At 66.5% G+C, this 18,240-nt stretch carries 19 protein-coding genes and 3 tRNA genes; 19 read left to right on the top strand and 3 right to left on the bottom strand.

The features are described from left to right. Positions 1 to 46: 46 nt before the first annotated feature. From rph to ACTQ49_RS02135, 6 genes are all read left to right on the top strand, one after another. Entirely contained in the window at positions 47 to 790 is a 744-nt protein-coding gene (gene rph / locus ACTQ49_RS02110; protein ID WP_441826193.1) for a ribonuclease PH, read from the top strand. Next, complete coding sequence (locus tag ACTQ49_RS02115) at positions 790 to 1,509, top strand: non-canonical purine NTP pyrophosphatase (protein WP_441826194.1); 720 nt, start codon at positions 790 to 792, stop codon at positions 1,507 to 1,509. The genes rph and ACTQ49_RS02115 overlap by 1 nt, the downstream gene beginning before the upstream one ends. A gap of 2 nt (positions 1,510 to 1,511) precedes the next feature. Next, positions 1,512 to 2,324 carry a thymidylate synthase gene (locus ACTQ49_RS02120; protein ID WP_441826195.1) on the top strand — a complete coding sequence of 271 codons (813 nt, stop codon included), beginning with the start codon at positions 1,512 to 1,514 and terminating at the stop codon, positions 2,322 to 2,324. Between the two features lie 149 nt (positions 2,325 to 2,473). Then, positions 2,474 to 3,442 (top strand): dihydrofolate reductase, encoded by a 969-nt coding sequence (locus ACTQ49_RS02125; protein ID WP_441826196.1) that lies wholly within the window; start codon positions 2,474 to 2,476, stop codon positions 3,440 to 3,442. A 4-nt stretch (positions 3,443 to 3,446) separates the two neighbouring features. Continuing rightward, positions 3,447 to 4,796, top strand: coding sequence for a DNA polymerase IV (locus tag ACTQ49_RS02130; protein ID WP_441826197.1), 1,350 nt, complete (start codon positions 3,447 to 3,449; stop codon positions 4,794 to 4,796). Between the two features lie 69 nt (positions 4,797 to 4,865). Further along, the gene (locus tag ACTQ49_RS02135; RefSeq protein WP_441826198.1) at positions 4,866 to 5,420 is read left to right on the top strand and encodes a hypothetical protein; all 555 of its coding nucleotides are present in this window, start codon (positions 4,866 to 4,868) and stop codon (positions 5,418 to 5,420) included. Here ACTQ49_RS02135 and ACTQ49_RS02140 read toward each other — a convergent pair. Further along, positions 5,389 to 6,510, bottom strand: coding sequence for a GNAT family N-acetyltransferase (locus ACTQ49_RS02140; protein WP_441826199.1), 1,122 nt, complete (start codon positions 6,508 to 6,510; stop codon positions 5,389 to 5,391). The genes ACTQ49_RS02135 and ACTQ49_RS02140 overlap by 32 nt on opposite strands. 95 nt (positions 6,511 to 6,605) lie before the next feature. Between ACTQ49_RS02140 and ACTQ49_RS02145 the strand changes: the two genes are divergently transcribed. Beyond that, positions 6,606 to 6,687 (top strand) — tRNA-Leu (locus ACTQ49_RS02145). 157 nt (positions 6,688 to 6,844) lie between these two features. Further along, complete coding sequence (locus ACTQ49_RS02150; protein WP_441826200.1) at positions 6,845 to 7,435, top strand: hypothetical protein; 591 nt, start codon at positions 6,845 to 6,847, stop codon at positions 7,433 to 7,435. Positions 7,436 to 7,465: 30 nt separating this feature from the next. Here the strand turns inward: ACTQ49_RS02150 and ACTQ49_RS02155 are convergent, their stop codons facing one another. Continuing rightward, positions 7,466 to 7,945 carry a peroxiredoxin gene (locus tag ACTQ49_RS02155; protein WP_441826201.1) on the bottom strand — a complete coding sequence of 160 codons (480 nt, stop codon included), beginning with the start codon at positions 7,943 to 7,945 and terminating at the stop codon, positions 7,466 to 7,468. Positions 7,946 to 8,089: 144 nt separating this feature from the next. Between ACTQ49_RS02155 and ACTQ49_RS02160 the strand changes: the two genes are divergently transcribed. The 6 genes from ACTQ49_RS02160 to ACTQ49_RS02185 all read left to right on the top strand — a co-directional run bounded on the left by ACTQ49_RS02160 (position 8,090) and on the right by ACTQ49_RS02185 (position 12,675). Continuing rightward, positions 8,090 to 8,440 carry a DUF3618 domain-containing protein gene (locus ACTQ49_RS02160; protein WP_441826202.1) on the top strand — a complete coding sequence of 117 codons (351 nt, stop codon included), beginning with the start codon at positions 8,090 to 8,092 and terminating at the stop codon, positions 8,438 to 8,440. Positions 8,441 to 8,850: 410 nt separating this feature from the next. Beyond that, positions 8,851 to 10,167 (top strand): ABC transporter substrate-binding protein, encoded by a 1,317-nt coding sequence (locus tag ACTQ49_RS02165; protein WP_441826203.1) that lies wholly within the window; start codon positions 8,851 to 8,853, stop codon positions 10,165 to 10,167. A 93-nt stretch (positions 10,168 to 10,260) separates the two neighbouring features. Further along, complete coding sequence (locus tag ACTQ49_RS02170; protein ID WP_441826204.1) at positions 10,261 to 11,346, top strand: carbohydrate ABC transporter permease; 1,086 nt, start codon at positions 10,261 to 10,263, stop codon at positions 11,344 to 11,346. Between the two features lie 173 nt (positions 11,347 to 11,519). After that, complete coding sequence (locus ACTQ49_RS02175; RefSeq protein WP_441826281.1) at positions 11,520 to 12,284, top strand: carbohydrate ABC transporter permease; 765 nt, start codon at positions 11,520 to 11,522, stop codon at positions 12,282 to 12,284. Positions 12,285 to 12,427: 143 nt separating this feature from the next. Further along, positions 12,428 to 12,503: transfer RNA gene (locus ACTQ49_RS02180), tRNA-Lys, on the top strand. Between the two features lie 99 nt (positions 12,504 to 12,602). Beyond that, a tRNA-Lys gene (locus ACTQ49_RS02185) sits at positions 12,603 to 12,675 on the top strand. A 67-nt stretch (positions 12,676 to 12,742) separates the two neighbouring features. Here the strand turns inward: ACTQ49_RS02185 and ACTQ49_RS02190 are convergent. After that, positions 12,743 to 13,639, bottom strand: coding sequence for an aldo/keto reductase (locus ACTQ49_RS02190; RefSeq protein WP_441826205.1), 897 nt, complete (start codon positions 13,637 to 13,639; stop codon positions 12,743 to 12,745). Between ACTQ49_RS02190 and ACTQ49_RS02195 the strand changes: the two genes are divergently transcribed. From ACTQ49_RS02195 to ACTQ49_RS02215, 5 genes are all read left to right on the top strand, one after another. After that, positions 13,638 to 13,769 carry a hypothetical protein gene (locus tag ACTQ49_RS02195; RefSeq protein WP_441826206.1) on the top strand — a complete coding sequence of 44 codons (132 nt, stop codon included), beginning with the start codon at positions 13,638 to 13,640 and terminating at the stop codon, positions 13,767 to 13,769. The two genes, ACTQ49_RS02190 and ACTQ49_RS02195, sit on opposite strands and share 2 nt — an antisense overlap. A 115-nt stretch (positions 13,770 to 13,884) precedes the next feature. Then, positions 13,885 to 15,264, top strand: a complete 1,380-nt coding sequence (locus tag ACTQ49_RS02200; RefSeq protein WP_441826207.1) for an extracellular solute-binding protein — start codon at positions 13,885 to 13,887, stop codon at positions 15,262 to 15,264. Between the two features lie 5 nt (positions 15,265 to 15,269). Then, a complete protein-coding gene (locus tag ACTQ49_RS02205) occupies positions 15,270 to 16,157 on the top strand; it encodes a carbohydrate ABC transporter permease (protein WP_441826208.1) in 888 nt (295 codons plus the stop codon). A gap of 11 nt (positions 16,158 to 16,168) precedes the next feature. Continuing rightward, positions 16,169 to 17,011 (top strand): carbohydrate ABC transporter permease, encoded by an 843-nt coding sequence (locus tag ACTQ49_RS02210; RefSeq protein WP_441826209.1) that lies wholly within the window; start codon positions 16,169 to 16,171, stop codon positions 17,009 to 17,011. Continuing rightward, positions 17,008 to 18,237, top strand: a complete 1,230-nt coding sequence (locus ACTQ49_RS02215; RefSeq protein WP_441826210.1) for a GH32 C-terminal domain-containing protein — start codon at positions 17,008 to 17,010, stop codon at positions 18,235 to 18,237. The genes ACTQ49_RS02210 and ACTQ49_RS02215 overlap by 4 nt, the downstream gene beginning before the upstream one ends. Positions 18,238 to 18,240: the final 3 nt, after the last annotated feature.

The raw sequence follows: 18,240 nt of genomic DNA on the forward strand, positions 1-18,240 counted from the left end.
GCTGGCGGTCGGACGCGGACTCGCCATGAACCGCTAGATTTGGTGCATGACTGACGCGAACACCCCCGGAACCCGTATCGACGGCCGCGCGGCCGACCAGCTGCGCGAGGTCAAGATCACCCGCAACTGGCTGGACCATGCCGAAGGCTCCTGCCTGGTGGAGTTCGGCAAGACCCGCGTCCTGGTGGCGGCCAGCGTCGAGGAGGGCGTCCCGCGGTGGATGAAGGGCCAGGGCAAGGGCTGGGTGACCAGCGAGTACGAGATGCTGCCCCGCTCCACCCACACCCGCAGCGGCCGTGAGTCCCGCAAGGGCAAGGTGGGGGGACGCACCCACGAGATCAGTCGCCTGATCGGCCGTGCGCTGCGCGCCGTCATCGACTACGAGGCGCTGGGCGAGAACACCATCGTGATCGACTGCGACGTGCTGCAGGCCGACGGCGGCACCCGCACCGCGTCGATCACCGGTGCCTATGTGGCGCTGGCCGACGCCGTGGAGTACCTGCGCGGCAAGGGCGCCCTGAATGGCGAGCCGCTCAAGGACTCCGTGGCCGCCATCAGCGTCGGCGTCGTGGACGGCACCCCGATGCTGGACCTGGCCTACACCGAGGACTCCACCGCCGACACCGACATGAACATCGTCGTCGCCGGCAATGGTGACTTCATCGAGGTGCAGGGAACCGCCGAGGGCGTCCCCTTCGACCGCGACACGCTGAACACCCTGCTGGACCTGGGCCTCAAGGGCTGCAGCGAACTCAAGGCCCTGCAGGCCGCGGCTCTCGAGGTCAACTGATGGAGGGCGAGACTCGCGCCCAGGTGGTGCTGGCCACCAACAATGCCAAGAAGCTCGCCGAGCTGCGCGCAGCGATGGACAGCCTGGACCTGCCGATCGAGGTGCTCAGCCTCTCCGACGTCGAGCCCTATCCGGAGCCCGACGAGACCGAACGCACCTTCGAGGGCAATGCGCTGATCAAGGCGCGCGAGTGCGCCCTGCGCACCGGCCTGCCGGCGCTGGCCGACGACTCGGGCATCGAGGTGGGGGCGCTCAACAACTGTCCCGGTGTGCGTTCCGCCCGCTGGGCCGGCACCCGAACCGGCGACCGCGCCACCGACGACCAGGCCAACAATGACTTGCTGATCGCCCAGATCTCCGATGTCCCTGAGGGGCAGCGCGAGGCGCGCTTCGTGTGTGCGATGGCCTTCGTCATTCCCGACCAGATGGGCGGGATGCGGCACTGGGAGTCGCTGCGCGCCGAATGGCCGGGACAGATGGCCTTCGAGCCGCGTGGCGAGAATGGCTTCGGCTACGATCCGTTGTTCATCCCCGACGACGCCCCTCAGGTGGATGGGCGCCGGCTCACCAGTGCGGAACTCGATCCTGCCCACAAGAACGAGATCTCGCACCGGGGCCAGGCGGTCCGCCGGATCGTGCCGGCCGTGGCAGGTCTGCTGAACCTCAAGATGCCCGAGGAGGGCGCCGGGTTCAGCGGAAACGACCAGAAGGAGTCCTGACCGTGCAGCAGTACCTTGACCTGCTCCGGTTGGTGCTGGAGGAAGGCGCCCAGAAGGGCGACCGCACCGGCACCGGCACGCGCAGCATCTTCGGCCACCAGATGCGCTTCGACCTGGCCGAGGGCTTTCCGCTGCTGACCACCAAGAAGCTGCACACCCGCAGCATCTTCGGTGAGCTGCTCTGGTTCCTGCGTGGCGACACCAACATCGCCTGGCTGCACCAGAACAAGATCACCATCTGGGACGAGTGGGCCGACGAGAACGGTGACCTCGGTCCCGTCTACGGCTATCAGTGGCGCAGCTGGCCCACCCCATCGGGGGAGCACGTGGACCAGATCGCCAAGGTGATCCAGTCCATCAAGACCAACCCCGATTCCCGCCGACACATCGTGAGTGCCTGGAATGTGGCCGACGTGGACCAGATGGCCCTGCCTCCGTGCCATGCCCTCTTCCAGTTCTACGTGGCCCCCGGCGTCGACGGTGGGCGAGGCAGACTCAGCTGCCAGCTCTACCAGCGCAGCGCCGACCTCTTCCTGGGCGTGCCCTTCAACATCGCCTCCTATGCGCTGCTCACCCACCTGGTGGCGCAGGTCTGCGACCTGGACGTGGGTGACTTCGTGCACACCTTCGGAGACGCCCACCTGTACTCGAACCACGTCGAACAGGCCAGGCTGCAGCTGACCCGTGAGCCGCGGCCGTTGCCGCAGCTGCGGTTGAACCCCGACGTCCGCGAGATCGACAGGTTCGAACTCGCGGACATCGAGATCGTCGGCTACGACCCCCACCCCGGCATCAAGGCGCCGATTGCTGTCTGATTGAGCAAGGGGACGACCCCCTTGAACAGGAATGAGCAAGGGGGACGACCCCCCTTGAACCCCCGCAGCACTCGCGCGAAACACTCACCCGGTTCCTGCGCTGACTGGGGTGAACTGGCAGGATGGGGTGAAGACCGAGGAGACCTGCCATGCGAGTGATTGCCATTGCCGTCGTCAGCGAGAACGGCGTGATCGGGGACGGCCAGGACCAACCCTTCAAGTTCCGTGAGGACTGGGCACGCTTCAAGCAGACCACCCTGGGTCACCCGATCATCCTGGGCCGCCACACGCATGAGGCGATCGGTGGCTACCTACCCGGGCGCACCACCATCGTCGTCAGCCGTGATCCGGAACAGATCGAGCTGAGCGACGATCCGGACGCGCCCAGCTTCGCCGTCGGCTCGGTGGAACTGGCCCTGGAACTGGCCGAATCGCTCGACGACGTCTGCTTCGTCTGCGGCGGTGGTCAGGTCTACGAGAACGCGTGGGAGTACCTGACCGAGCTGGACATCACCCAGGTGCACCAGCGCGCGGAGGGCACCGTCCTGTTCCCGGAGATCGACCCCGAGGAGTGGCTGCTGCTGCACCGCGAGCCGCGCGCCCAGTTCGACTTCACCCGCCTCTTCCCGATCACCCGCACCGATCGACTGACACTGGTCCCCGTCGGTCCCGACGACCTGGACGACTGGGCCCGCCTCTACTCGGCCTCCGACCTTCCCGAGGTTCCGCTCGAGCGCCACCGGGTTGGCCTCGAGGCCAATGTGGAGCACTGGCTCAATGACGGGCTGGGCTACTGGTTGGCCAAGGAGAGCCTGCACGACCGTCCGGTGGGCGTGGGCGGTGTGCGCCGTTCCAAGGAGAATCCCGACGACACCTGGAGCCTGTACTACCGCTTCGAGGAGGGCTCGCGGAACCAGGGTTATGCCGTGGAGATCGCCAAGGCCGGCGTCGCGGCACTCAAGGTGCTGGATCCCGATTCCGAGCTGCGGGCCGTGCTGCGTCCGGACAATGCCGCTGCCTGCGCCGTCGCGGAGAAGGTGGGCCTGCTCCCCACCGGCGAGACCAGTGACGAGCGTGGCCCCTTGCAGATCTGGTCCGCCGTGGTGGCCACCCTGTGAGCTCGTGAGGAGCACCGCCAGCATCCTGCACCTGGATCTGGACGCCTTCTTCGCGTCGGTGGAACAGCGCGACAAGCCGTCGCTGCGGGGAAAGCCGGTGATCGTCGGGGGAGTTGGCCAGCGTGGAGTGGTCTCCACTGCCAGCTATGAGGCCCGCGCCTTCGGTGTCCGATCCGCGATGCCCTCCCACGAGGCCCGACGCAAGGCTCCGCACGCCGCTTTCCTCTCTGGCCGCTTCGATGCCTACCGGCAGTCGAGCCGGATCGTGATGCGGCTCCTGCACGAGCTCTCGCCGCTGGTGGAACCCCTGAGCATCGATGAGGCCTTCGTTGACCTGGAGGCGGGTGGTCATGACTGCAGCGACCTCGGCGCGTTGCGGGCACTGGGGCAGAGGTTGCGGGCCGATCTCTTCGAACGCACGGAGGGTCTGACGGCCAGCGTCGGCCTGGGGTCCAGCAAGTTCATCGCCAAGGTGGCCAGCGAGATGGCAAAGCCCAATGGTCTGGTGGTGGTTCCCCCGGGCAGCGAGGTGGAGGTCATCTCGCCGCTGCCTGCCCGCGCCGTCCCGGGCGTGGGGCCGGCGACGATGGAGAAGCTGGAGCGGCTGGGGATCCGGACCGTCGCGGACCTGCAACGTGTCCAGGTGCAGGAACTCTCCCGCGAGGTGGGGCGCAGTTGGGGTCATGGTCTGCACGAATTGGCCTTCGCCCGCGACGACCGACCGGTCAGCCCCCATCGCGAGGCCAAGAGCATCTCCGTGGAGGACACCTTCGAGACCGATCTGACCGACCGCGTCGAGCTGGAGGCGATGGCCGCCCGCGATGCCGCCATCGTCGCCGCACGCCTGCGGGCCTCGGGGCAGTTTGCCCGCACCATCACCCTGAAGGTGCGCCTGGCGGACTTCACCACCTGGACCCGGTCCCGCACCCTCAACGGCGCGACCGACTCGACGGACCGCATCACGGACGTGGCGCGGGAATTGCTGCAGGCCCTGGATGTGCGCGAGGGCATCCGACTCCTGGGCGTCGGCGTCTCCAATTTCACCCTGGCCGCGCAGGAGGAACTCTTCGTCCTGGCCGGCGACGACGTCGTGGTCACCGAGGAACAGACCACCACCGAGGCACCGCCCCACCGGCGTCGCGGACGAGGGGAGTGGAGCCCCGGCAGCGAGGTCGAGCACCCCGAGTACGGGCGCGGCTGGGTCTGGGGCTCGGGCCTGGGGCGGGTCACGGTCCGCTTCGAGACCCGGCTCACCGGCGTCGGGCCAGTGCGGACCTTCCGCACCGACGACGAGAGCCTGACCCGCCCGGCATCCCCGCTGCCGATGACCTGGGACGTGGAACAGGACGACTGACCGGTGTGGATTGTTCTTGATCCCCTGTATACATAGGATCTCGCGCTACCTGTAGATGGGATTCCCGGCATGGGGAATCTGTCAGAAGTGGTGTCTGCGTTGGCGGCTGTCGGTGCACTGGTCGCAGCTGTCTGGGCTGGCTTGACGGCGAAGAAGCTCTATGACATGGAGACCAGGCGCGACGAAATGAGCTCCGAGTTGCAGCGTCGCCGAGCCGCTTCGCGGGTCAGTGCTTGGGTGTGCACTCACTTCCCGGAAGGCGTCAATGAGGGCGCCAACCGTCGTGATGGAGTGATCATTGCCAATCAGGGGGACTGTCCGATCTACGACGTTCGCATCGAGAGCACGGGCAAGGACGGGCTTCAGAAGAAGGAGATCGTCCAGCATGTGCTGCCGCCGGGCGAGTACTTCGTGGGCTCTCGAAGTGATGCGTTCCAGTGGGATTCTCCGGACCAAACCCAGTGCCTTGAGGGGATCATCCGTCCGATCACGAAGAAGCCCGACTGGAGGGTGACACAGCTGAAGTTTCAGGATGCTGACGGGAATCGCTGGTTGAGAGACGAGCGCGGTCGCTTGGGAGGAGATACTCCCCTCACAGCCGCTTCTGCCACGCGCCCTCGGTGAGGCCCGGCTGGAATCCCAGGTCTCGATTGATCGAACGCATCCAGTCGTTCTCGTCGGCATTCCAGGTGTGCACGCGCCGAAGACGGGGGCGGTGCTCTGCAAGGGCCTGGTGGTTGGCCAACTTCACCAGCAGGCCCAGACGATGGCCTCGGTGGGCACGGTCCACCACGGTGACCTGTTGGAAGCAGACCTCGGGGTGGACCGGGTCGGTGGTGATGTCCGTGGACGCCACCACCGCCCCGGTCGCCTCGTGGATGGCCAGGGTGGTGACGGCCTCACGGCCAGCGGCGGCGCGAGCCGCCTCGCCACGTCGGATCCGGTCAGCGTCCCAGCATTCCGGCTCCGTCTCCAGGCCGCCGCTGGGCACCTCGGCACTGAAGTGCTCCAACAGCTGCGCGTAGCCGCAGACCAACTCGTCGGGGACGGGGCCGACGAAGCTGTGCAGCTGGTAGCCCGCAGCGTGCGGCAGTGCGTCGGCACGCAGCTCTGCCAGCTTCCCTGCATCGCCCGGCAGTGCGCACACGGAGTGCTGTTCGCACTGTTCCAGCCGGTAACCCCGGGCCAGGGCGAAGCCCGCCGCGGCGTCGTACGGGACCCGGCCCGCGCCCGTCGGGGGAGTGAGGGCATCCTCGTTCTCACCTGGACTGCGGTGTTCCGCCCAGCCCTGGACCGTCGTGCAGCCCTTCTGCCGTGCCACTCGTTCGCAGGCGGCCAGCAGAGCCGTCCCGACTCCTTGGCGTCTGGCGGGCTCGGCGACGATCACCCCCAGCTCGGCCACATTCTGGTTGTCGTTGAGCCCGCCGCTGATGCCGGCGACTCCCAGGACAGTGCCGGGATGCGGCGCCCGCTCGGCCTCCCATGAGAGCTCGGCTGCTGCCTGCCCCTCGACGGCCACCAGCGCCACTCGCCAGCGGTCCACCTGACGTCGCATCCCGTGCACCCCGGAGGCCAGCGGCGTGAAGAAGTCGTCACTGCCCAGTGTCTCGAGCGCGTCGCGTCGGCGCAGCTCGTCGCTCTGCCGCATCACCCACGACGGGGCGAAGCTGTCACTGCGGGGCACGGCGATGGTGCTGATGGTGAAGTCGGCCATGACCCCATGCTCTCGGGCAGCAAGCCCTGCGCGCCACCGGTTTTCCAACCGGCCCGCCGCAGCGGACGCGATCTTGGCCTAGACTTCACAGCCGAGCCGAAGTGGTGGAATTGGCAGACACGCAGGATTTAGGTTCCTGTGCCTTCGGGCGTGAGGGTTCAAGTCCCTTCTTCGGCACTGCTGCACCATCCTGGGCGGGAGCGCAGCCGACGAATGCGCTCCTGACGAGGGGCTGAGCAGTGTCTGAAGGACCGGGTCATTCGTTCGTCATGAGCCGGGTGTGGGAGAGGATTGGGTCACCTGAATCCGTCCCCCGAGAACAGGGCCTTCCCCCATGAGCCACACCATTCGCATCCCCGCCGTCGCCCCCTTCGAACTGCTCAGTACTGCCCCCTCGTCGACCGTCTGGGGTCGGCTTGAGGAGGCCACCGACTTTGCCGCCGTGTCCACCGTCTGGGGTGCGGCCAGCCGCCAGGGCGATCAGGTGACGCTCTGGCTCTCCGACCCGCCGGAGGCTGCTCGTCGCGCCGCAGTGGGCGATCCGGAGCCGCCGCGCCGCGGTCTGGGCCGCTTCTTCGGCGCTCAGGTGGTGGTGACCCGACGAGACCTCAAGGATTCCGACGTGGTCCTGGCCGTTCTGTTGGCGCTGCACCCGCGCGGTCGTGGCTGGCCCCAGTCGGCGCTGCCCCCCTCGGTGCAGTCCGTGGCGGTGCAGACCGTCGTGGGCCGGCGCCGGGCCGACGGCACCCCGTGGCACATCACCCGTCAGTGCGACGAGGATGCCGTGGCGGAGCTCCTGTGCGAGATGGCCGGCAGTTTCCAGCACGACAGTGGTGAGGAGAACGAGGCTCGTCTGGTGGAGTTGGCCCGCAACATGCCGGCGACGGCCGATGAGGCCCGTCGGGTCATGGACGAACTGCTCTGATCCGGACGCGTCCGATCCGCGGGGTCGGGGTCAGACCCCGAGCTCGCGGCGCAGGCGCGCCACGTGACCGGTGGCCTTGACGTTGTACTGCGCCAGCTCGATGGTGCCCTTGCCGTCGGCGTCCACGTCGATCACGAAGGTGGACCGGATCACGCCCTGGATCTCCTTGCCATAGAGCATCTTGGTGCCGTAGGCGGCGTAGGCCTCCAGCACGGTGCGCTCGGGATCACCCAGCAGGATCACGTCGAGCGACTCCTTCTCGCGGAAGCGCGCGAGCTTGGCAGGCGAGTCCGGGGAGATGCCGATCACGCGGTAGCCGGCGGCGGCCAGCTCGTCCAGCGAGGCGGTGAAGTCGACGGCCTGGATGGTGCAGCCGGGCGTCATGGCGGCGGGGTAGAAGTACAGGATCACCTTGCTTCCCGCGAAGTCGGCAAGCGTGACGATCTTCTCGTCCGCGTCGGGCAGGGCGAAGTCGGGTGCGGGGGAGCCCGCGGCAAGGCGCTCGGTCATGGCGCCACTGTAACGGGGTTCGCCGACAGCGCACAGGTGTCCACGGTGCTGACGTGGCCGGATGTCCCCGCGTGGGCATAGTCTGGGTGGGTGAATGCGGGCCCGTGCTGGCCCGACGTCGTGCAGCGCCAGACAGGAGACCCCATGGCTGACAAGAAGACCGACACCCGTTCGGCACAGCAGATCCGCGCGGACATCGCCGCGGCCCGGGCCCGGATGGGCGCCAATGTCGAGGGCCTGGTCAACGAGGTCCACCCCAAGGCCGTCAAGCAGCGGAGCGTCGACGAGGCCAAGGCCTTCGTGATGACCGAGGTGGACGCCGCCAAGAGCCAGGTGAAGGACGAGGATGGGTGGCGAACCGATCGCCTGACGCTGGCCGGTGCTGCCGCCGGTGCCGCCCTGGTGGCCCTGCTCACCGTTCGTGCCATCGTGCGTGGCATCGGCAAGAAGGCCCAGACGAAGAAGGCCCTGAAGAAGGCCGCCAAGAAGCACTGACGCGCCGCCGCGGCGGATCCGGGCAATCCCACAGGGAAAGCCACGGCAACCGCGGTCCAGGTGCCCCTCGTGGCTGGGCGCAGTGCCCCCGAACCCTCGGCTCGGGGGCACTTCGCCGTCTGCGCCACGGAATGCTGATGTCCGAACTGTTGGGAAAGCGTGACTTCATCTGTTGTTTCTTCCAATCGGTAGGTAGGCACCTGGTGAATTATTGATTTGAACCTGCCAAGTGCTGGGGACTAGGGGATTTTCCAGCGCTCACCCGCGTCCTCGAGGATGTTCGTGGAAGGTTCATAACGAATCGGCGGCTAACTCGGCCCCGCCCTCGCCGCCCGGCCCGTGTGTGGTTAGTCTTCTGTTCAATCCCCGTTCGCGTGGGGATGTTGACCACAAAGAAGTGAGGATCGCCCATGTCAACCACCAAGAAGGCGCAGCGGGTTGCCGTTGCCGGCCTGTCGATCGCTGCCGTCCTGGCCAGCACCGCCTGCGGCGGAGGTTCCAGCGACGCCGGATCCGACGAGAGCGCCGCCGCTCTCAACTGGGACCAGAGGGGCCCCATCACCTTCGTCCAGGGCAAGGACAACAACAACCTCGTCCAGCCGCTGCTCGACGAGTGGAACAAGGCCCACCCGAACGAGAAGGTCACCTTCGTGCAGCTTTCGGCCTCCGCCGATGAGCAGCGCCAGAAGATGGTGGACAATGCGAACACCAATGGCGCCAGCAACTACGACGTCCTCTACCTGGACATCGTCTGGACCGCCGAGTTCGCCGCCAAGCAGTGGGTGCACGAGCTGCCCAAGGACATGTTCCCCACGGACGGCATGCTGCAGCCCGCCGTCGACGGCGCCACCTACTTCGACAAGCTGTACGCCTACCCGACCAGCTCCGACGGCGCCATGCTGTACTTCCGCAAGGACCTGCTGGAGAAGGCCGGCATCAAGGAGACCCCCAAGACCTGGTCCGACATGAAGGCGGCCTGCACCAAGGTCAAGGCCCTGCCCGAGGGCAAGGGCATCGACTGCTACGGCGGCCAGTTCCAGAAGTACGAGGGCCTGACCTGCAACATCACCGAGATCGTCAACTCCGCCGGCGGCGAGTTCCTGGACAAGGACGGCAAGCCGCAGGTGAACTCCGAGGCCTCCCTCAAGGGCGTCCAGTGGCTGCAGGACTCCTTCAAGGACGGCACCATCCCCAAGGCCGCCACCACCTGGATGGAGGAGCCCAGCCGGCAGGCCTTCCAGGACGGCAAGCTCGTCTTCCTGCGCCAGTGGCCCTACATCTACTCCCTGATGCAGGCCAAGGACGGCAGCTCGAAGGTCAACGACAAGTTCGGCGTCGCCCCGCTGCCGGGCCTCGAGGGCCCCGGCGTGTCCACCCTGGGTGGCCACAACCTGGCCATCTCGAAGACCGCGAAGAACCTGGGCACCGCCCGTGACTTCATCAAGTGGTACGGCGAGGAGGCCCAGCAGAAGACGGCCGCCCAGAAGGCCACCCTGGCCCCCACCCGCGAGTCGCTGTACGCGGATGCGGACCTGGTCAAGCAGCTGCCCTACCTGCCCGTGCTGAAGGAGTCCATCGCCACCGCGAAGGCCCGCCCGAAGGCCGTTCAGTACAACGACGTGACCCAGGCCATCCAGGATGCCTCGGCCAATGTGATCGCCGGCAAGGACCCCAAGAGCAACTTCGAGGGTCTGCAGACCAAGCTCACCGAGCTCACCAAGGCCTGATCCCTACGGGGCCACACTGCCCGGCACGGATCGCGACCGCGGTCCGTGCCGGGCACTGCGTGACCTGCACCCGATTCCCAAAGGAGGGAAACGATGGCCACCTCAGCTGTCGAAACACCGGGCACTTCCAGCCGCAAGGTGAAGAAGAACGCCCTGAGCGACGGGCAGGGCACACTCGCCTGGGCCCTGGTTGCTCCCACCCTCGCGGTCATCCTGTTCGTGGTCGGCCTGCCGATCATCCTCAGCGTGATCGAGTCCTTCTACAAGACCAGCAACGGCATTGACCCGACCACGGGTCTGGCCGACTCCGGCACCAAGTTCGTGGGCCTCGAGAACTACGTCAACGCCCTCACCTCGAACTCCACCGCCGTCGAAGGCGTCTTCGGCTCACTGCCGCGCCTGACGAATGCCTTCGTCAACAACATGTGGTTCACCATCGTCTGCGTCTCGATCGAGACCGTGCTCGGTGTGGCCATGGCGCTGATCATGGCGCGCGCCTTCAAGGGAACCGGCCTGGTTCGTGCCGCCATCCTGGTGCCGTGGGCCATCCCCACCATCGTGTCCGCCAAGCTCTGGTTCGTCGTCTTCCAGGCTGACGGTGTGATGAACAAGATCATCGGCAAGCAGGTGCTCTGGCTTGGTGACTCCTCGGCTTCCCAGTGGGCGGTCATCATGGCCGACGTGTGGAAGACCGCACCCTTCATCGGCCTGCTGACCCTCGCGGGCCTGCAGACCATCCCGGCCGAGGTCTACGAGGCCGCCAAGGTCGACGGTGCCACCGCGTGGCAGCAGTTCACCCGCATCACGCTGCCCATGGTCAAGCCTGCCCTCGTCGTGGCCGTGCTCTTCCGCACGCTCGACACCATGCGCATGTTCGACCTGCCCTATGGCTTGATCGGCCCCAACAAGTACTCGGTGGAGACGCTGAGCATGTTCGCCTACAACGAGGCCATGAGCCAGCGCTACGGCCCGGCCGCGGCGTACTCGATCCTGCTCTTCCTGCTGATCTGCCTGGTGGCCTTCCTGTTCATCAAGTTCCTCGGCGCGGATGTCGTCGGTGACGACGAGACTCGTGCGAAGAGCGAGCAGCGCAAGCGCATGCGCCAGCTGCACAAGCAGCAGGTCAAGCGCACCAAGGCCAACAACCGCACCATCACCAGCGGGGAGAGTGCAGTATGACCCAGCAGGCATCCATGAACGCAGCCGTGCCCACCGGGCAGGAGCTGCTCACCAAGCGCGAGCTGGAGACGCTCAACAAGCCCAAGAAGACGGGCAAGGAGTTGGCAGGTGGCATCGCGTCGGTGCTCGGCATCGTGCTGATCATCATCTACTGCATCCTGCCCTTCCTGTGGATGGTGATCAGCTCGCTGCGCCTTCCCACTGAGGGTCTGAGCACCGAGTTCATCCCGAACCCGATGTCGGTGCAGAACTACCACATCGTGTTCAACGAGAAGAACAACTTCCTCACGGCCATCGGCAACTCGATCTTCATCTCGACGGTCACCACGTTGCTGACGCTGCTCTTCGGCATCGTCGCCGCCTACGCGCTGGCTCGCCTGCGCTTCGCCGGCAAGGCCATGGTGCTGGCCATCATCATCGGTTGCTCGATGTTCCCGGCCATCACCATCCTGGTGCCGCTGCTCAAGATGTTCACCGGCACCTACAGCTGGATGCCGATCGACTGGATGAACCACTACCAGGCAGCGATCATCCCGTCGCTCAGCTTCGGTCTGCCGCTGTGTGTGTGGAACCTGACGGCCTTCTTCCGTCAGCTGCCCGTCGAGCTGGAGCAGGCGGCCATGGTGGACGGTTGCACCCCCACCACGGCCTTCCGCAAGATCATCCTGCCGCTGGCCGCGCCCGGCATCTTCACCACGGTCATCCTGACCTTCATCGCCGTCTGGAATGAGTACATGTTCGCCATGACCTTCCTTCCCGGCAAGGAGAAGATGACGGCCCCGGTGTCGCTGGCCGGATTCACCGGCGACAGCGCGTTCAACATTCCCTACGGCGCGATCATGGCCGCAGGTGTCGTGGTGACCGTGCCGCTGCTCGCCATGGTGCTGGTCTTCCAGCGCCGCATCGTCGCTGGCCTCACCGCCGGTGGCGTCAAGTGACGCAGTAGTCGTTCAACCGCTCGCAGGGGCGTCGGGGGAGACCTCGGCGCCCCTCGTGCATTTCAGGAGCTGCTCGATTCAGCGCCGGTGCGGCAGCTGATTTGCGCGCGCCAGCGCGTGCCGCGTATAGTTGCTCATCGCGCGCACCGCTAGCTCAACTGGCAGAGCAGCTGACTCTTAATCAGCGGGTTCAGGGTTCGAGTCCCTGGCGGTGTACCAGGCGAAAAGGCCCCGATCGTGATGATCGGGGCCTTTCGTGTGTCCCGTCACCCACGATTTGCGCCGTGGTTCACCGAGGCGTAATGTTCCCTCTCGCGCGCACCGCTAGCTCAACTGGCAGAGCAGCTGACTCTTAATCAGCGGGTTCAGGGTTCGAGTCCCTGGCGGTGTACAGATGAGAAGGCCCCGATCGTCATGATCGGGGCCTTCATGCCTTTGCCCTCGACGGGCTCGAAGCCTCAGCGATGCGGCTGGGGGTCGTGCACGGCGGGGCAGGCATCCAGCAGCGCGACCTCGTCGTCGCTGAGCTCCAGCTCCACGGCCCTGGCCGAGTCCGCGATGGACTCGGGGCGGCTGGCGCCGGGGATCGGGATCATCCGCTCGTAGGTTGCCAGCTCCCAGGCCAGCACCACCTGCTGCGGGCTGACGTCGTGGGCCTGTGCCACCTGGCCGAAGGCGGCGAAGTTCTCACCCACGTGGGTGGCGCCGCCGGAGGTTCCGCCCAGCGGGCTCCACGGGAGGAAGGCGAGCTGGTTCTCCTTGCACACGGTGAGGGTGTCGGTGGCGCAGCGTCGGGCGGGGGAGAACTCGTTCTGCACGCTCCCTAGGCTGTCGCCCAGCACCTCGACCGCGATCTCGATCTCCTCCACATTGGCATTGCTGATGCCGATGGTCTTCACCAGACCCTCGCGCTTGAACTCGGCGAAGGTCTCCAGCACCTCGCCATAGACCTTCCAGCGATCGGGGCGGTGCCACTGGTACAGGTCGATGCAGTCAACCTCCAGGGCCGTCAGGGAGGCCTCCAGGGCCCTGCGGAGATAGTCCGGGGATCCGTCGCGTCCCCAGCTCTCGCCCTCGCCACGAGTGATGCCACCCTTCGTGGCGAGGACGAGCTGGTCACGACCGTCGACGCCGCGCAGCGCCTCGGCCAGGACTCGTTCGTTGTGCCCCATCTGGTCCCACGACGGGGCGTAGATGTCGGCGGTGTCGAAGAAGGTGATGCCCGCCTCCAGTGCGGCCTGTACGGTGGCATTGGCCTGCACCTGGCTGGCCACCGTCGGGCGTCCCATTGAGAGGGGCATGCACCCCATGCCGATGGCGCTGACGGTGAATGGTCCGAGCTGTCTGGTCTTCATGACTCGACGCTACTCGCTCGGGACGGACCCCCTGTGCTGCCACCCGAACGGCCTCATCCTGCTGCCGATGCTCTGGGCCATGATCATCCTGGTGAACATGAGCTTCAATGGCGGCCTGCGCCGTCGCTGAACCACTGCCGTTCGCCCTCGTGGAAAGTGGTCAAGGAATTGCGTGAGAATCCCTTGCCGCTGACACGTGTCAGGTCTAAGCTGACACGTGTCAGGTACTCGACGAGGAGTTCACAATGGCAGACATCTCACGCCGCGCGCTGTTGGGCGTCGCGGGCGCCGGAGCGGCAGGGACCGCCCTCAGCTGGAAGCGCTTGACCGGGCAGGACATCCCTGGCCGCGGGCGCGACGAGCTGAGCATCGCGATCAATGGCACCGCGCAGGACGCGGCATCGAATCAGGGGCTGATCGACGCTTTCCAGCGCAAGCACCCTGACCTGAGCGTGCGGATCGTCCCGATCCAGGGCACCGACTGGAGCGACTTCTTCGCGAAGATCCTCACACTGGTGGCGGCCGGCACGCCGCCCGATGTGGTGATGGTGGCCACCGAAGGCACCCAGCTCTTCGCCGAGCGCCTCGCACATCCCCTGGATGAGTTCGTCATGCGCGACCAGGAGGAGATGCGTGAGTTCTTCGAAGACGTCCATCCCTCCCTGATCGAGGCCTTCATGTACCAGGGAAGCCTCTTCCAGTTGCCCCTGAGCTGGAATGCGGCCAATGTCTACTTCTCCTCCCAGGCCATGCAGCGCGCCGGGCTGGAGTACCCGCGTCAGGACTGGAGCTGGGATGACTTCCGCAGCTACCTCGTGGCCATGAAGAAGAGCGCGACCGGATCCTTCCGCCCCTTCTTCTGGACCAACCGTATCTGGGGCGGGGTGGTGCCGTGGCTCTACACCAACGACACATCATTCCTGAAGCCCAGCCGATTCCAGGGCGGCGAGTGGCTGTGGGAGGAGTTCTACCCCCAGGAGGCCCATCGCAGTGGCGGCTATCGGTGGACCGAGCCGAATGCCGACGACCCCAAGGTGCTCGAGTCCTTCGAGTTCCTGCAGTCGCTCGTGGCCGAAGGTCTGGGCTCATCGCCGGCTCAGGGTGGTGGCAATGAGCTCGTGAGCCGCTTCGGCTCGGGCGTGATCGGCATGACACCTTCGGGTGGCTATTGGGTGCACGGCCTGGCCGGCGCCGGCATGCAGCGCGATGACTACGACGTCTGCTACTTCCCCAAGGGGCGCACGCAACAGCACCAGTTCGGCAGCGCGGGCTACGCGATCATGAAGGACTCCAAGCGCAAGGACGCCGCCTGGGAATGGCTGAAGTTCTGCGTCTCCAGGGAGGGCATGCAGATCGCCCAGAAGAATCCGGACTCCAACAGCGCCCGCCGCTCGCACAACACCGCGCTCTACCAGGGCACGGGTCCCAAGCACTGGGACGTCTTCTACGGAACCCTCGACGAGTTCCCGACCACGGCGCCCATCCCGGCGCCCCCGCAGGCGGCCGCGGTCGAGACCGCCCTGATCAAGAACGTGCTGGGCGCCGTCACCGGCTCTCGCGCCAATGTCCGCAAGTCCTTGGGCACGCTGCAGCGTGACCTCAGCCTGGCCCTCGGGGAGGAATGACCATCATGAGCACCAAGAAGCAAGCAGGGGAGGGGCGCCTGGCAGCACTGCTGCTGGCACCGACCGTCATCGGCATCGGTCTGTTCACCGTCGTGCCGATCATCGGATCGCTGGTCCTGGCCTTCTTCAGCTGGGACATCATCTCCGAACCGCGCTTCGTCGGCCTGGACAACTTCCGCACCTTGGCCACCTCGCCCACCATCAGGGTCAGTTTCCTCAACACCTTCGGCTTCGTGGCAGTCGCCGTGCTGCTGCAGATCATCGTCGCGATGGGACTGGCCGTGTTGGTCCAGTCAAAGATGCCCGGCTGGATGCGGGCCTTCTTCCGCTCGGTCTTCTTCTTCCCGCTGATCCTCTCGGCGGCCTCGGTCTCGCTGATCATGTCCTACCTGTTCAACGAGGATTTCGGCACGGTCAACAAGTTGCTCGGCCTGCTGGGCATGGCGCCCGTGCCGTGGCTGACCAGCACCACGGGTGCCATGGTCGTCACGATCCTGGTCTATGTCTGGCAGAACTTCGGCTTCACCTTCCTGCTGTTCATCGGAGGACTGTCCTCGATTCCGGCCGACGTCTATGAGGCGGCCGACATCGATGGCGCGACGCCCTGGAGCCGCTTCTGGCGGTTGACGCTCCCGCTGGTCAGCCCGACCATGCTGGTGGCCACGGTGATGGCGATCATCTCCGCGCTGCAGATCTTCGACCAGCCCTATGTGCTCACCCGTGGTGGTCCCGGCGACTCCACCCGAACCGCGGTGATGGTGATCTACCAGTCGGCCTTCCAGGAACTGCACTTCGGTCTGGCCGCAGCCATCGGTCTCGTCCTGATGCTCATCATCATGTTCGTCACCTGGCTCCAGTTCCGTCTCAGCCGTCGCTTCGTCTTCTACATGTGAGGGGTCCGACCATGTCCACCACCACCTCGGTCCAGCCGGGCGGTTCCGCCAAGCGGCTGCGGCAACTCTCGTTGGGTGCACGCATCCTGGTCCTGCTGGTTGCACTCTTCCTCACCCTGGGGCCAGTGGTCTGGACCCTCTGGGTGGCGCTCACTCCCGCCGACGCGGCAGGTCACCGCACGCTGAGCCTGGCCGCCTTCCGGGATGTTTCCACGAAGGTCGACATCGTGCGACTGTTCTGGAACTCCACCCTGGTCACCGGGCTGGCGGCCGTGGGCCAGATGTTCACCGCAGCCCTGGCTGGCTATGCCTTCGCGCGGCTGCGCTTTCGCGGGAGCAATGCGCTGTTCGCCGTGATCCTGGCGACGATGATGGTGCCGATGCAGGTGACCATCGTGCCCGTCTTCATGCTGGTCCGCGGCATGGGTCTGGCAGACACCCTGCTGGCCCTGATCCTGCCGGCCATCCCCACAGCCTTCGGCACCTTCCTGATGCGCCAGTACTTCATGGGCATCCCCGACAGTCTGGCCGAGGCTGCACAGATCGACGGTGCCACGCCCTGGCAGATCTTCTCGCGTATCTACCTCCCGCTCGCCACCCCCGGCTTGGCGATCGTCGGGATCCTTGCCTTCAACGGCATCTGGAATGAATTCTTCCGGCCGCTCATCATGACCATCAGCCAGGAGAACTTCACGTTGCCGCTGGGCATGGTGAGTCTCCAGGGTCAGCTGGGCACCGGAAGCATGTCCACCGTCCTGGCCGGCGTCGTGCTGTCCATGATCCCCGCCCTCATCGTCTTCGTCATCGGGCAGCGACCGCTGCGCGAGGGCCTCACCGCAGGAAGTGTGAAGTGACTGACCTGACCCTGCCCATCCACCACGTGCGTCCGCCCCGGGGATGGGTCAACGATCCCAATGGCCTGGTGCACCACGATGGCCGCTGGCACGTCTTCTTCCAGTACAACCCGGACAGTCACCGCCACCACCGGATCCGTTGGGGCCATGCCAGTTCCGAGGACCTGCTGCACTGGCGCCAGGAACCGGACGCCCTGGTGCCCTGTGACGGTGCGGTCAATGACGCGGGCTCCTGGAGCGGCACGATCACCATCGACGCGGACGGCACGCCGGTGGCCTGCTACACCGCGGTTCGGACGGACCCGCGTCAGGCGGTCGGCGCGATCGCCCGGGGCTCACGCGATCTGCGCGAATGGGAAGTGGTGGAGCAACCTGCCGCCGCCCGACTCGGCGTCGAGCTGGCCGAGACCCGCGACCCCTACGTGGTGCAGATCGACGGGCACCGCTACATCATCCAGGGCCATGGCGGGCCGGGCGTCCCGGCACGCGTCCTGGTGTACGACGCCGAGGACCTCTCCCAGTGGCGACTGCTGGGCGACCTGTGCACCGTGGACGATCCGGTGGCTGCCGCCGGGGCAGCCGCAGACATCTGGGAGTGCCCGCAGCTGGTCCAGGTGGACGGGCACTGGGTTCTGGTGCTGAGCCTGTGGCGCCACGACGGGGTCCAGGGTCAGCTCTCGGGCGTGCGGTGGTTGGTCGGTGATGTGGACCTTCGAGATGGGTGTCCACACTTCACCGCCCGCACCGCCGGCGTGCTCGACGACGGCCCTGCCTTCTACGCGCCACAAGTGGTGACGCATGACGGACGCACCCTGCTCTTCGGCTGGTCCTGGGAGCTCGACTGCCCGGACGAGGTGCTGGCCGAGCGTGGTTGGGCCGGTGTCATCACCAGTCCACGAGAACTGCGCGTGCGAGACGGTCGCGTGCTCCAGGAGATCCCCACTGAGCTGGTGGCACCGGCTGGTGAGGTCCTGGCCACCACGTGGCGCCAGGCGGAGCACCGGCACGTGGTGCTCACGGCCCAGGAGGCGGGGCGGCTCACCTGCACCGGGGGCCGGGGGCGTACGCCCGTCGAGCTGGCGTCGGGTGCTGTCGTGCTGATCGACGGTTCGCTCGTCGAGGTCTTCGTCGATGGCCGAACCCACACCACACGCGTCTACCCGGGTGAGGAGTCAGTCTGGGAGTTCTCCGGGGCGGCCACGGTGCGGGCCTTCTGCAGTCACTGAGCG

The organism is Luteococcus sp. Sow4_B9, from assembly GCF_052116585.1.
In the GTDB taxonomy this organism is placed as follows: domain Bacteria; phylum Actinomycetota; class Actinomycetes; order Propionibacteriales; family Propionibacteriaceae; genus Luteococcus.

Coding starts and splice junctions, on each gene's coding strand:
- rph (WP_441826193.1), top strand. CDS start 47: ATGACTGACGCGAACACCCCCGGAACCCGTATCGACGGCCGCGCGGCC.
- ACTQ49_RS02115 (WP_441826194.1), top strand. CDS start 790: ATGGAGGGCGAGACTCGCGCCCAGGTGGTGCTGGCCACCAACAATGCC.
- ACTQ49_RS02125 (WP_441826196.1), top strand. CDS start 2,474: ATGCGAGTGATTGCCATTGCCGTCGTCAGCGAGAACGGCGTGATCGGG.
- ACTQ49_RS02135 (WP_441826198.1), top strand. CDS start 4,866: ATGGGGAATCTGTCAGAAGTGGTGTCTGCGTTGGCGGCTGTCGGTGCA.
- ACTQ49_RS02140 (WP_441826199.1), bottom strand. CDS start 6,510: ATGGCCGACTTCACCATCAGCACCATCGCCGTGCCCCGCAGTGACAGC.
- ACTQ49_RS02150 (WP_441826200.1), top strand. CDS start 6,845: ATGAGCCACACCATTCGCATCCCCGCCGTCGCCCCCTTCGAACTGCTC.
- ACTQ49_RS02155 (WP_441826201.1), bottom strand. CDS start 7,945: ATGACCGAGCGCCTTGCCGCGGGCTCCCCCGCACCCGACTTCGCCCTG.
- ACTQ49_RS02160 (WP_441826202.1), top strand. CDS start 8,090: ATGGCTGACAAGAAGACCGACACCCGTTCGGCACAGCAGATCCGCGCG.
- ACTQ49_RS02165 (WP_441826203.1), top strand. CDS start 8,851: ATGTCAACCACCAAGAAGGCGCAGCGGGTTGCCGTTGCCGGCCTGTCG.
- ACTQ49_RS02170 (WP_441826204.1), top strand. CDS start 10,261: ATGGCCACCTCAGCTGTCGAAACACCGGGCACTTCCAGCCGCAAGGTG.
- ACTQ49_RS02175 (WP_441826281.1), top strand. CDS start 11,520: ATGGTGATCAGCTCGCTGCGCCTTCCCACTGAGGGTCTGAGCACCGAG.
- ACTQ49_RS02195 (WP_441826206.1), top strand. CDS start 13,638: ATGACTCGACGCTACTCGCTCGGGACGGACCCCCTGTGCTGCCACCCG.
- ACTQ49_RS02190 (WP_441826205.1), bottom strand. CDS start 13,639: ATGAAGACCAGACAGCTCGGACCATTCACCGTCAGCGCCATCGGCATG.
- ACTQ49_RS02200 (WP_441826207.1), top strand. CDS start 13,885: ATGGCAGACATCTCACGCCGCGCGCTGTTGGGCGTCGCGGGCGCCGGA.
- ACTQ49_RS02205 (WP_441826208.1), top strand. CDS start 15,270: ATGAGCACCAAGAAGCAAGCAGGGGAGGGGCGCCTGGCAGCACTGCTG.
- ACTQ49_RS02210 (WP_441826209.1), top strand. CDS start 16,169: ATGTCCACCACCACCTCGGTCCAGCCGGGCGGTTCCGCCAAGCGGCTG.